The sequence below is a fragment of the Nodosilinea sp. LEGE 07088 genome, from assembly GCF_015207395.1.
Taxonomy (GTDB): domain Bacteria; phylum Cyanobacteriota; class Cyanobacteriia; order Phormidesmidales; family Phormidesmidaceae; genus Nodosilinea.
In genome coordinates, this window is sequence record NZ_JADEWX010000168.1 from 1 (window position 1) to 12,584 (window position 12,584).

Here is a 12,584-nt window from a genome sequence, read left to right on the forward strand (position 1 = left end):
ATTTTGGCCCTCGTTTCCCAAAGCGATTTTTAAGCCTGGGGGGGGCGGTGGGCATGGGGGTCTGCCTCATGGCTCTGGCCTGGACAACACAGCAGTTTTGGGCCTCAATGGCCGTGATTGCGACGCTAGGTCTATGCGGTGCCTTTGTGGGCATCCCCATGCAGACCTTGATTCAAGAGAAAACTCCGGAGGCCATGCGCGGCAAGGTGTTTGGCCTGCAAAATAATTTGGTCAACATTGCCCTTAGCCTGCCCTTAGCTCTGGCCAGCGTAGTCGAAGCGCGACTCGGTTTGGCCAACGTTTTTGTGGGCATGGGAGCCCTAGTCAGCCTGGGGGGAGTTGTAACCTGGTATATTGCCGATACAGCACTGCGCAAGACCTGAGTGCCTAGCTAGGTTCCATTTTTTTACTTCCGATGGGTTAGTAAATCAGGGCCGCTGCTCAGGCTAGGGCCGCTGGTTGGGCTTTAGGCGCGATCGCCCTTCAGGGCCGGTCTCCGACCATCGCAGCCAGTTGCTGGTGCCGGTTCCGATTGTTTAAGGGATAACGCTAGACGGCATGCACATCGCGTGGCTTGGCAAAAAATCGCCCTTTTGCGGCAATGTTACCTACGGTCGAGAGGTGACGAATACCCTGCTAGAACGAGGGTATCGCGTCACTTTTCTGCATTTTGACCAGCCCCAGGAGCGGCACATAACCAGACCTCCGAGCATGGATCTAGAACAGTCGGGGGAGGTGCCGCTGCCCTTTTTGTTCAAATCTCAGATCCTCACCATTCCCTCTCTCAAGTCGGGCAAGCTATTGGCCGAGGCGCTGGAGCGGTTACAGCCCGATCTGGTTCATGCTTCCCTCACTCTGTCGCCGCTCGACTTTCGGCTGCCAGAGATCTGCGCCGAACTCAACTTGCCCCTGGTGGCCACCTTTCACCCCGCCTTCGATCGCCGGGTACGCAACCTGACCTCGGGTACTCAGCACCTCACCTATCAGCTCTACGCGCCCTGCCTGGCCCATTACAATCGCGTCATTGTCTTCTCCGACCTCCAGCGCGATCTATTAATGAAACTGGGAGTGCCCGCCAGCACTCTAGTGGTGATCCCCAACGGGGTTCACACGTGCCGCTATTCGCCGGGGCCATCGCTGGCGAAGGCCAATCTCTACGCCCGGCGACTGTTTGTCTATCAGGGGCGGATTTCGCCTGAAAAAAACGTGGACGCCCTACTGCGGGGCTGGCGGCAAGCCGAGATGGGGCCGGGCTGCAAGCTGGCGATCGTGGGTAGCGGCCCCTTGGCCGCATCGCTGAAGCGGTTTTACGATGACGACAACATTCTGTGGCTGGGCTATCTGTCTAGCGAGCAGCGCCGCATCGATATTTTGCGGGCGGCAGATGCATTTATTTTACCGTCCTTCGTAGAAGGGCTATCGCTGTCGCTGCTGGAGGCCATGGCCTGCGGCACCGCCTGCATTGCCACCGATGCGGGGGCCGACGGCGAGGTACTCGCTGACGGGGCAGGCATTGTGCTCGATACTCAACGGGTGTCGTCGCAACTGCAAACTATTCTGCCAATATTGCGTGACCATCCTGAAATTACTCAGCTGCTGGGTCAAAAGGCGCGCGAGCGAGTGATGCAGCGCTATACCCTGGATGGCAACATTTCTTCCCTGGAAAGGCTCTACAGCGAGGTGACAGCAGAGCAGCGGCTGATGTGTGGTCAGCGAGCTTAGGATTGTTGGACTCTGAAAAAATAACCGAGTTGCCCTTCAACCGAACAAGAGCCTCGGTCAGGGGAGCATCACAATGCAGACGTCACCGATCGCATGTAGACCGCTTGCCGATTGGCTGGGGCAAAACGTTCGCTTTTAGGGATACTTAAGCCACTGGGAAACAGCTAACAGAACTGGCGATACGGCTTGTCTAGTGGTGAGCTATATTCGCAGCAATGACACCAAAGATTTTGCAATTGATATCGAATCTTATGTCTCCACCGAGTCATATTATAAGGCAAACAAACAGCATCACTCCAGCCCCAAACCTGATATCCTTAAATTCGCTTCAGCGCCGTCAAAGGCAACCAAAGTAGCCTGCTCGAACTAAGCTACCTAACGGCTCGGTTCAGCGGCAACAAATAATTGAAACGTGGCACAGAATTTCTCATTCGTCTGCTGCAACCAAATTGTTCGACTGCTAGCCAAACAGCTAACTACATTTCACAATTAATATTTAGCATCTTACTTTCCTATGAGTGAGCCAGCTCGATCAAAAGGATAAAATCGCTGAGTTGCCTGTCCAATGATGTTCTCACTCGGTAAAAAGCCCCAATAGTGGCTATCGTAACTGTTGTTTCTGTTATCACCTAAAACAAAATAAGAATCAGGCGGCACTACTTGAGGTCCCCACTCGTACTGTGGGGCTTCCTCTTTAAAAATGTAATCTTCTCGCAGTGGCTGATCGTTGATATAGACCTGCCCTCCTTGGACTTGAACTTTATCGCCAGGTAGCCCAATAATGCGTTTAATAAAGGCATCACGGAAGTTCTGATTTTCTAAAGCTTCTGTAGGCGAAAATACAATAATGTCGCCTCGTTTGGGTGGGCTAAATCGATAAGTTAGTTTGTTAATAACGAGTCGATCATTTATTTGCAGCGTTGGCAGCATTCCACTAGATGGAATATATCGGGCTTCTGCTACAAATCGTCGAATCACAACCGATAAAATCACACCCAATACAACTGAGATACTAATATATCCTGCAATGAACAGCATAATTGCTCGTTGCGATCGCTCTCGACGTAAAGGCGCAGAATTGTAAACGTGATAAATAGCAATAAAAGCTAATATAATCTGTAGCAATTTTGCAACTACAGCAATAGGTAAGTTCGATGAGACTGTTATGAAGCCTGTTACAATGAAAACAACAAAGAAAAGAATGCCAGCCAACCACTTTCTAAGGTAAGCGTGTCCTAATCCGGGAACAAAACCAGATAAAAAAACAGCTAGCCAAGCATCTTTAGTTTGTCTTCGAGATGATTCAAACGTTGGGGAATTTGTGCTTTTTGCAGAAAAATAGGCATCAAACCAGCTCCAGAGCGGTAAAACGAGTAACGCAATGCTCAAGACTGCAATTCCGGCTAGAGGATTATAAGTAGAACCAAGGATGAGCCAACCCCCAACTATAATCAAGAGAAAATAACTGAACAGCATGAAGCAACCCTTGAGTTGCTTGCCAGCATAAATCTGTCCAATTCCGGGTAAAAGTTGAGATAAATTAACAGCAAGCCACGGTTCCTTATTGCTTGCTTCATCAGTTGAATACTGCTCAGATAAAGACATAGATTTACACCAATTTAAGGCTGAACTAATAGTGCAGGGAAGAGATAGCCTGACTCAGATTTAATCGCTTAATTCAACAAAGCAGTCGAAGGTTTCGCTTGAGCGGTTGCGAATAACCTTTGCAATGCACCAACATCTTTCAGCAGTCCGCTCTAAGCGAATTGTTATATGGCTATCCACCGCCACAACCCCAGAAAATGTCGGTATATCTACCTCAATCCGCCAGATCGCCAGGGACTTTCCGTATGTTATTCAAATCTGGCAGTAAACGTGATCTATAGCCATCGCCAGGATGATTGAGACGTTCTAGCCCCTGCCCGCCGCAGGCTCCGGCTAAATCGGGCTCGCTTGATCCGGTAGAACCAATAATTACAGGATCGCAAAGCGCGCCACCACAATCATGGCCAGGAGCGTTAGATAAAACGGGTAAACGGCAAACGAGGTCAACGCCTTGAGTAGCCCCTGCACTACGCTGGTACCCGCCGGAGGCGCTAGCCGAAAGAGATCGGCGGTAGTGGCCTGCCCATTGTGGAGTTTGGTTACAAAGGCGTTGTAGCCAGCTCGAAAGGCTCGCTCCTGGCAGAGATAGTAGGCGTCGAGAAGACCAAATAAAATGACTGGCAGCAGGGCCAGCCCCACAAATTTAGCCTCGCCTTTATCGGCAATGAGTACCAAAATGGCGGAGACCAGGGTAATGCACCAGGTTTTGCAGCTAGCGCTATTGTTAGCCATGCGGGTGACAATGTCTTGCAAAATGCCCAAGTGCGCTAGCACAGCACTGGAATCGGCTGCGATCGCCGAATTTTTGAAACGATCTGGCTCAATGGTGGTCATACTCTCCCGACTTGCCTAGCGGCCTGTTCAATCCATTCTATGTCTATCGCCCCCTGGGGCGCACAATACTAAACAGTAGCCACAGCCCAAAGAAGCTGGCAGCCGCAAACAAAATGATGCTCAAAATCTGCCCTTGGGATGACTGCCGCCCGGTGGCTACGATCGCTGCCCCAACAATAAGAGCCGCCACCACGATGCTAAAAGCTTGGCGGTTAGAAGCGGCATCTAGGCTGCGGCGCAGGTCGTCTAAGCCCTGAATGCTGAGGCTAAACTTGAGCTGCTCTGAGCTGAGGCGATCGAGCAAAAAGCCAAACTGGCGCGGTGAGCTGAGCGATAAATTGCGAAACTCCAGCCCGGTGCGTAACAGCGACTGGAGGGGATCATCGCCGACGAGTTGCTGGCGAAACAGATCGGCCATCAGCGGTCGAATTTCGTCGATTAGGTTAACGCCGGGGTTAAACATCCGCGCCGCTCCTTCCAGATTTGCCAGCGACTTTGTGAACAGCCCCACGTTGGCGGGCCAGCGCAAGTTATTTTGGGTACCGGCTTCTAAAATTTGGCCAAAAATCTCGGCGGTATTGATTTGCTCTAGGCTGAGGCCGTAGTAGCGGCCCAGCAGTCGGGTATAGTCGCTCTCGAGCCGAACCAGATTAACCGGCTTGAGGGGTTCGGCCAGCTGCAGGGTGAGCTGAGCACAGCGCTGGGCGTCACAGTTGACGATCGCCAGCACCATTTCGGTCATGGTGTTGCGGGTGCGGGGGTCGAGGTGGCCCATCATGCCGCAGTCGAGCAAAGCCAGACGACCATCTGCCAAATAAAAAATGTTGCCGGGGTGGGGGTCGGCGTGGAAGAAGCCATCGACGAAATACTGCTTGAAGAAGGCGCGAAACAGCAGGGTGGTCGCCGCACCGCGTAGACCAATGTTGCCGTTGTGGGGGTTTTCGGTCAGCAGGTCAGCTTTGAGCAGGGGAGTGCCCTCAAGCCACTCCATGGTCATGATTTTGGAGTTGGTCAGATCCCAATAGATCTGCGGCACAATTAGCTGGCTGGCATCATACCAGGAGCTTTTGGAGAGGTTGCGGCGCAGCTGGTCGGTATAGCCGGCTTCGGTGGTGAAGTCGAGTTCGGCGTTGAGGGCATCGGCAAACTCTTCGGCCAGATCGACCACGTTGTAGCGCTGGCCAAACTGAGTGGCCGACACCAGCCGAGCCACGTCGCGAATCAGGGTCATGTCGCGCTCAACCTGGAGACCAATACCGGGGCGCTGCACCTTGAGGGCGACCAGTCGGCCATCCTTGAGGATGGCCTTGTGGGTTTGGGCAATGGAACCCGCCGCGATCGCCCGGTACTCTAACCGCTCAAACAGTTCTTCCGGGGGGCGAGGCAGGTGGCGGCGAATGTGGGTTTCAATCTCCTCTGGCGGCACGGGAGGAACGGTGCTCTGGAGGCTGCTGAGTTCTTCGATATAGGCCGGGGGCATGAGGTCGGGGCGAGTACTCAACAGCTGCCCCAGCTTGACGTACACCGGGCCCAGGTCGGTCAAGATGTTGCGCAGCACTGCCGGGGGTGGAATCTCGGGCTCATCGGCTTTGCCGCCCACCAATACCCGACGCATATAGTCCCAGCCGTTGCCGAGCACTACTTCGATAATTTCTTTTTGCCGAACTAAACGCGACGATGAAACCATGGGGGGCTGAGGTAAGTTGCTCGATGCTAACGCCATCATAGTAAGCCTTCGGCCTTCCCCTGTAGCCCTACCTGAGGGCATGGTTGGATGCCAAAGCAGGCCAGATTTGACTATTGATGAACCCGCAGCAGCGCCCGATCCTCCCGGTGCTATGATGCTTGGGCTATCGGTTCCGGTGGGGATCAGCCACCGGAGGCAACGGGGAAAGTGCAGTGCAAAACTGCCGCTGTCCCGCAGCTGTGAGGTGATTTTAGACGACCGATTTTAGATTTTGGAAGAATATCAAACCAAACTCTAAACTCTAAACTTCACCGAGCCAGAATGCCCGCCGATCGCATACCTGTTCACTTTCTTCGTCTGCGAGGTACGGATGAATTATTGCTTGTCTGCCCTAGGGTCTATGGGGGCGCGGTTGCTGTCGAATCCGCTGGGTCGTGCCCTGATGGGGGCGATCGCGCTGTTGCTGCTGCTGCCCCTGCCCAGCCTGGCCCACCACCCGCTGGGGGGTACATTGCCCGCCAGCGCTTTCGAAGGATTTTTGTCGGGCCTGGGGCACCCGGTGATTGGCCTGGATCACCTCGCCTTTGTGGTAGCGATAGGCCTGCTGGCGGCGGTGAGCAAGCGGGGGATCGTGATTCCGGTGGCGTTTGTGCTGGCGGCGATGGTGGGTACCGGGCTACATCTGGCTGAGATCATGCTACCCGCGGCAGAGTGGGTGATTTCCGCATCGGTGCTGGGAGCTGGCTTGCTGTTGGCCCGACCCAATCGGCCCCAAAGCGCGGTACTGGCTGGGTTAGCTGCCCTGGCTGGTTTATTCCACGGGTTTGCCTACGGCGAGGCGATTTTTGGTGCTGAAGCGATGCCGTTGGGAGCTTATCTGACGGGCTTTACGGTAGTACAGATGGGAATTGCGATCGCCGCCTACACGATCGGACGACAGCTCACCCAGCGCTCCCCAGGTTTCACCATGAATGGAGCCGGCTTAGTGATCTGCGGCATTGGAGCGGCGTTTTTGGCTACGACGCTGCTCAGCATCCTGCTACCGGCTTAATGATAAGGCTGTCGCTCACTGCTCATGGGCCTTATCCCAAGCTTGGGGGTGAGGCTCACTTTGTCAGCCCTCAGAGCGGCCTTGCGTTAGTCACCGTGGTGCCTGGGGGTGCTGGCACCTGAGGTAAGGTCTCTAGAAAGGCATAGACGGCTGGGCGGTGCAGCCCTTCTGCTAAGATGACAGCCGCCAGAGACCGCTGCAAGGCGTGGGGCAGGGGGCAGGTGATCACCGTATCTGGCACTGGAATGGCGGCCAGATAGGGCAAAATCGTCATGCCTAACCCCTGGGCGACCATGCTGACAATGGTGGAATCTTCGTTGACTTCGTAGGCCACCTCGAGCTGAATGGGCAAGTTGGCAAGATACTCTCGCAACAGGGTATAGCTGTTGTCATGGGGCACTGGCAAAATCAGCGGATAGCGCTGAAACTGCTCCCAGGTGGGTGTCTTGACGTTGACCTCCGCTCCGGGGGGTAAAAACGCCAGGTAGTTATCTGCGAACAGCTCATAGATATCTAGCCCTGAGTTTTTGTAGAGGTCAATCAACCCAATGTCTGCCACCCCCTGCTCCAGCATCTCCTGAACAGTGCCGTGGTTGACGCAGCGGGTAATGGTCACGGCAATGTTAGGATGCCGCTCCTTAAACACCGCAATCACCTGAGGCAGCCAGTGGGTGGCCAAGCTGCGAATGGCGGCGACCCGCACGCGCCCAGTTTCTAACCCCCGAGCGGTCTCAGCGATCGCGGCCAGCTGGGCGAGGTGCTGCAAAATTTGCCGGGCGCTATCGATCATCTCATGGCCGACCGGGGTGAGGACGGCTCCTTTGCGGCCCCTCAAAAACAGGACGATGCCCAGTTCGTCTTCCAGGGCGGCAATGGCATAACTGATAGCCGATTGGGTCATCTCTAGGTCGAGGGCAGCTTTGCCAAAGCTGCCGCTGTCGGCCACCGTCACAAAGGCCCGCAGTTGAAACAGTTTAAGCCGCGATACATCAATGGTGCTCATGGGTTGACATTATCACTGCCATTTGAACCGAATGGCTGTAATGCCTACAGTTAGGTCAATGAATCGAGTTGAGCCCGGTGCCTAACTCCCGTTTCCAGCTAAGACTGCCAACCACTACGACAGGTGTGACCATGCAAATCGGACTGCCCAAAGAGATCAAAGACCAAGAGTTTCGCGTTGGCCTGACCCCCGCAGCCGTGCAAAGTCTTTGCCAACAAGGGCATCAGGTAGTGGTGGAGAATGGTGCTGGCGTAGGCTCTGGCTTTGCCGATCAAGACTATGTGCAAGCGGGGGCAACACTGGTGTCTGACCCGGTCACCGTCTGGGCTCAAACCATGGTGGTGAAGGTCAAGGAGCCCCAACCGTCAGAATATCGCTTCTTCCGCCCGGATCTAATTCTATTTACCTACCTGCACCTGGCGGCTGAGCCCCAGCTGACCCAGGCGCTGATGGAGAGTGGGGTGAATGCGATCGCCTATGAAACCGTCACCACCGCCGATGGCAGACTGCCCCTGCTGACCCCCATGAGCATCATTGCCGGGCGGCTGTCGGTGCAGTTTGGGGCTCGCTACCTCGAAAAACAGCAGGGCGGTCGCGGCGTGCTGCTGGGTGGCATCCCCGGTGTGCCCGCCGGTACGGTCGTGATTCTCGGCGGCGGGGTCGTTGGTACCGAAGCCGCCAAAATGGCTATCGGTCTCGGGGCCAAGGTCAAAATCATTGATATCAGCGTCGATCGTCTGGCCTATCTCGAAACCTTATTTGGCTCTCGGGTGGAGCTGCTCTACAGCACTCCCGCCCAGATCGAAGCCGCTGTCCTCGAAGCCGATTTATTAATTGGTGCGGTGCTGGTTCCCGGACGCAAAGCCCCGACCCTGGTGAACAAAGACCTGGTGGCCAAAATGAAGCCCGGTTCGGTCATTGTGGATGTGGCTGTAGACCAGGGCGGCTGCATCGAAACCCTGCGGCCCACCTCCCACAGTCAGCCCACCTATGTTGAGTCAGGGGTGGTGCACTTTGGGGTGCCCAACATGCCCGGTGCCGCCCCCTGGACGGCTACCCAGGCGCTGAACAACGCCACTCTGCCCTACGTGACTAAGCTCGCCCGAGAGGGTATGGATGCGCTGGTGACCGACACCTCCCTGCGCCAGGGCTTGAATGTCGCCCATGGCGAACTGGTACATCCCGCCGTGCGAGAGGCGTTCCCTGAGTTGACCGATCGCAAAAATGGGCAGCTGACGGCGGTCTAGGGGCTCAATCGCTGACTTGACCAGCAACCAGGGGCGTGGCCATCGGTCGCACCCCTTTTTTTAATATACGGCGGCGATCGCTGCTGTTTAGCGCCGTACTAGCGATCGCGCTTGAGCCCCTGCTCTATCGGGTCAAACCCAGCGGGGAAACGGGTTTCCTGAGGGTCGTAGTCGGCAGTTGTGAGGGTGGCCCCGGTGAGGGTGGCCGTCTTGAGATTGGTGCCAATCAGCATCGCCCCCCGCAGGTCGGCCCCACTCAGGTTGGCCTCGGCCAGGTTGGCGTAGCTGAGATCGGCCCCGCGCAGATTGGCCCCGCTGAGGTCGGCATAGCTGAGGTCGGCATAGCTGAGGTCGGCTCCCTTCAGGTCGGCCCCCGCCAGGTCAACCTCGGCGAGAATCACGCTACTAAAGCTGCGCTGCCCTGTGGCGTAGGCTTGCAGCAGCTGGGCAGCGGTGACAATATCGGCAACGGGCTGCGTCATGGCAAATCCTGAACTAGACCCCTTTAGCTTAGGGGCTGACAGCGGGTTTGGCCCAGGGTCGTAACCATCCTTTAACACCAAATCCGGCCTGAATACCCCCGGTTCGTAGGGGCATAGCAGGCTATGCCCCTACGAGGTTCCTGATTATGAATCGGGGTTTGCCAAATCGGATTTCGTATTCAGGGGTTAGCCATGGGCTATTAGCAGGATTGGGTGAGTAGGGCAGGGGGCCTGAGGGGCAACCTGTCAGGGAATCGGCACAGATACTAGGCATAAATGCTGGATCTGGCGGTATGCTGGGGCGGTTTGGTCAGCGGTGCCTATCGATGAATTTATCCCCTGCCCTGGCGGCGAGTCTATTTATGCCTGCGACGATGGGGTTGCTGGTACAGGTGGTCACCCCCCACCCCTGGCCCCATCGGCTGCTGGCGCTGTCGTTGATGCTGATGAGTCTAGAGCAGGCCCACATGGCCCGGGTGGATCTGCGCCAGGGTGATCTGGTGGCGCTGCGATCGCCCGATCGCAGACTGGCCCAGTTTCGCCGCGTGGTGACCCTGACGGTTTTGGGTCAGGTGGCGGGGTTTTCGGTGGCGGCCTGGGGCTATTTGGGCTGGGGTATGGGCCTGATTTTGTTGAGTCTGATTGGCTTTAACCTGGCCGCTACCATTCGCCTAGACCCCGAGACTGTGCCACCGGTGCAGGCGGCAGGGTGGCGATCGCGCTTAGCTGTGCTGAGCCTGGATGCGATCGCCCTACTTCTCGCCGTTTTGTGGATCGCCCAGCGCGGTGAGGCCTGGGTGGCAGGGGGCATGTTTGCCATCACCCTGCTCTACGGCGGCAGCAAACTGGCGACCTACGCCAGGGCCCTAGGTCGCCCAACCTCAGCGATCCATATCGCCCACGCCGCTCAGCAGCATCCACAGACCTCCCAGCAAAATTAGTAGGGCCAATCCGCCCATTGCAGCGTCTAGCCAGGGGGCTGTGTCCATTGGTTTACCACGGTTGATACAGGTCTCTAAGGTGGCATCCTATCGCAGTTGGGCCAGTATGCCAGTTTTTGGCGGCTTGGCTGGCCATAGTTCAGTTGTATTGATTATTCTATGGGATAATGGCATCTACTGAGATAGGGCCGGGCGGATGACCCAAGGGAATGAGTTTGGCAGCAGCGATCGCATTGACACCATTGAGGCCATTCTGGTGCGCATCGCTGTCAGCCAAGAGCAGATGCAACAGCGTCAAGAACAGCTGCAACAGCATCAGGAACAATTCCAGCAAAGCCAAGAACAGCTGCAACAGCGTCAGGAACAATTTCAGCAAAGTCAAGAACAGCTGCAACAGCGTCAAGAACAATTCCAGCAAAGTCAAGAACAGCTGCAACAGCGTCAAGAACAGTTTCAGCTTGACCTGGGGCGCACTGAGGCCGTTGTAGACAGCAATGCCAGGGCGATCGAAGCCAACAGCAGCGCCATGGCAGAAATGCGCCAAAGTCTCAGGGAATCCTTAGCGGCCTCCGACGAGCGTCTGCGCATCAATATCGAAGACACCTTTGACATGATCCGTAGCCTCGCCGCCAATGCTGAGGTCGATCGCCGTGAGACCGACCAGCGTATGCAGGCTCTGATCGACGCAGGCAGGACGCAACGGCAAGAAATTCAGGCCCTCGTTGACGAAGGCCGAGTTAACCGGCGAGAGCACCAGGCATTCCGAGAAGCTTCTATGCAAATGTTTAGCGAAATTCAGCGGCTCTGGCAGCGGTTGGCCAGCTGAGCCGCCCTAGATGTCGCCCTCGCTCTCAAACAGGGTTTCTAGGGGCATCGCTTCCAGATTCAAGGATTCGCGCAGATAGCGCGACACCACATCCGACTGACCGTGGGTAACGTACACTTTCGTGGCCCCGGTATCTTGCACGGTTTGGATCAGCCCCGGCCAGTCGGCATGATCCGACAGCACAAAGCCGCGCTCGTAGCCCCGCCGTCGTCGGGCTCCCCGCACCGCCATCCACCCCGAGGCAAAGGCGGTCTGGGGATGCTTGAACCGCTTCATCCAGCTAGAGCGGTAGCCCGAGGGTGGGGCCAGCACCAGATCGCCGGTGTATGGGTGACCCTTGGGCATCTCAGTCGTGCAGATCGTGGGCACCATGGCCACCCCCTGGTCACGGTAGATTTCTGTCAGCGCCTGGATGGCCCCGTGAACGTAGACGGGGCCATCGGTAAACTGGGTCAGCTCACTCAGCACCCGCTGGGCCTTGCCAAAGGCATAGCAAAAGAGAATCGAGGGGCGATCGCGATCGCCCTGCCACCAGTCATAGATGCGGCGGGTGGTCTCAGCCCCACTCTCCCAGCGATAGATCGGTAGGCCAAAGGTAGCTTCGGTAATAAACGTATCGCAGGGCACCACCTCAAAGGGAGTACAGGAGGGGTCGGCACAGCGCTTGTAGTCGCCCGACACCACCCATACCTCCTCCTTATGTTCCACCCGAATTTGGGCCGACCCCAGCACGTGGCCCGCCGGGTGAAACGACACCCAGGTATTGCCGAGCTTGAGCTTTTCGCCGTAGGTGACGCCTTGCAGGGCAAGGTCTGGCCCCAGGCGCTTGCGCAGAATGCCCTCTGACTGGGTGGTGGCGATGTATTGCCCCGAACCCGAGCGGGCGTGGTCGCTGTGGGCATGGGTAATCAGCGCGGTCTCGACCCCGCGCCAGGGGTCGATAAAAAAGTCTCCCTTTTCGCAGTACAGCCCCTCAGGCCGGACGGTAATTAGTGCCACACTAATCCTTTTTCTCTAGACGAAACAAAACGACCACCACGGCAATGACCGCCAGCTGCACCCCCAGGCTGGGCAGGGCATTGCCCACGTCTCGCCCCGCCAGGAGCTGAGTGAAAAAAACAAACGCCCCGATCGCCCCAGAAGCCCCCACCGCGCCATAGATAAACTTGCGTAGCCCCCGATAGGG

General features: G+C 56.4%; 13 protein-coding genes and 1 riboswitch. Of the genes, 6 read left to right on the forward strand and 7 right to left on the reverse strand.

Going from position 1 to position 12,584, the window contains the following annotated elements; translation table 11 throughout:
* Both IQ254_RS25160 and IQ254_RS25165 read left to right on the forward strand, forming a co-directional pair.
* The coding region (locus IQ254_RS25160; protein WP_193968904.1) for an MFS transporter at positions 1 to 383 on the forward strand (383 nt) is incomplete at its 5' end.
* Between the two features lie 175 nt (positions 384 to 558).
* A complete protein-coding gene (locus tag IQ254_RS25165) occupies positions 559 to 1,722 on the forward strand; it encodes a glycosyltransferase family 4 protein (protein WP_193968905.1) in 1,164 nt (387 codons plus the stop codon).
* Positions 1,723 to 2,226: 504 nt separating this feature from the next.
* Here the strand turns inward: IQ254_RS25165 and lepB are convergent.
* The 3 genes from lepB to IQ254_RS25180 all read right to left on the reverse strand — a co-directional run bounded on the left by lepB (position 2,227) and on the right by IQ254_RS25180 (position 5,848).
* Positions 2,227 to 3,327: a signal peptidase I gene (gene lepB, locus IQ254_RS32755; protein WP_193968906.1), complete on the reverse strand. Its 1,101-nt coding sequence runs from the start codon at positions 3,325 to 3,327 to the stop codon at positions 2,227 to 2,229.
* A gap of 369 nt (positions 3,328 to 3,696) precedes the next feature.
* Positions 3,697 to 4,161, reverse strand: a complete 465-nt coding sequence (locus IQ254_RS25175; RefSeq protein ID WP_193968907.1) for a hypothetical protein — start codon at positions 4,159 to 4,161, stop codon at positions 3,697 to 3,699.
* Positions 4,162 to 4,204: 43 nt separating this feature from the next.
* Entirely contained in the window at positions 4,205 to 5,848 is a 1,644-nt protein-coding gene (locus IQ254_RS25180; RefSeq protein WP_193968908.1) for an AarF/ABC1/UbiB kinase family protein, read from the reverse strand.
* A gap of 150 nt (positions 5,849 to 5,998) precedes the next feature.
* A riboswitch (cobalamin riboswitch) is annotated at positions 5,999 to 6,196 on the forward strand.
* 52 nt (positions 6,197 to 6,248) lie between these two features.
* Here IQ254_RS25180 and IQ254_RS25185 point away from each other — a divergent pair.
* The gene (locus tag IQ254_RS25185; RefSeq protein WP_228041079.1) at positions 6,249 to 6,899 is read left to right on the forward strand and encodes a HupE/UreJ family protein; all 651 of its coding nucleotides are present in this window, start codon (positions 6,249 to 6,251) and stop codon (positions 6,897 to 6,899) included.
* A gap of 70 nt (positions 6,900 to 6,969) precedes the next feature.
* Here IQ254_RS25185 and IQ254_RS25190 read toward each other — a convergent pair whose 3' ends face one another.
* Entirely contained in the window at positions 6,970 to 7,902 is a 933-nt protein-coding gene (locus tag IQ254_RS25190) for a LysR family transcriptional regulator (RefSeq protein WP_193968910.1), read from the reverse strand.
* A 131-nt stretch (positions 7,903 to 8,033) separates the two neighbouring features.
* On the opposite strand from IQ254_RS25190, the gene ald reads away from it, so the two are divergent.
* A complete protein-coding gene (gene ald, locus IQ254_RS25195; RefSeq protein ID WP_193968911.1) occupies positions 8,034 to 9,149 on the forward strand; it encodes an alanine dehydrogenase in 1,116 nt (371 codons plus the stop codon).
* A gap of 98 nt (positions 9,150 to 9,247) precedes the next feature.
* Here ald and IQ254_RS25200 read toward each other — a convergent pair whose 3' ends face one another.
* Positions 9,248 to 9,631: a pentapeptide repeat-containing protein gene (locus IQ254_RS25200; protein ID WP_193968912.1), complete on the reverse strand. Its 384-nt coding sequence runs from the start codon at positions 9,629 to 9,631 to the stop codon at positions 9,248 to 9,250.
* Positions 9,632 to 9,957: 326 nt separating this feature from the next.
* On the opposite strand from IQ254_RS25200, the gene IQ254_RS25205 reads away from it, so the two are divergent.
* Both IQ254_RS25205 and IQ254_RS25210 read left to right on the forward strand, forming a co-directional pair.
* Positions 9,958 to 10,572: a hypothetical protein gene (locus tag IQ254_RS25205; protein ID WP_193968913.1), complete on the forward strand. Its 615-nt coding sequence runs from the start codon at positions 9,958 to 9,960 to the stop codon at positions 10,570 to 10,572.
* A 196-nt stretch (positions 10,573 to 10,768) separates the two neighbouring features.
* The gene (locus IQ254_RS25210; RefSeq protein ID WP_193968914.1) at positions 10,769 to 11,398 is read left to right on the forward strand and encodes a hypothetical protein; all 630 of its coding nucleotides are present in this window, start codon (positions 10,769 to 10,771) and stop codon (positions 11,396 to 11,398) included.
* Between the two features lie 6 nt (positions 11,399 to 11,404).
* On the opposite strand, the gene IQ254_RS25215 is transcribed toward IQ254_RS25210, so the two are convergent.
* Entirely contained in the window at positions 11,405 to 12,397 is a 993-nt protein-coding gene (locus tag IQ254_RS25215) for a ligase-associated DNA damage response exonuclease (protein WP_193968915.1), read from the reverse strand.
* 1 nt (position 12,398) lies between these two features.
* A partial coding sequence (locus tag IQ254_RS25220; RefSeq protein WP_193968916.1) for a DUF3493 domain-containing protein occupies positions 12,399 to 12,584 on the reverse strand: 186 nt, incomplete at its 5' end.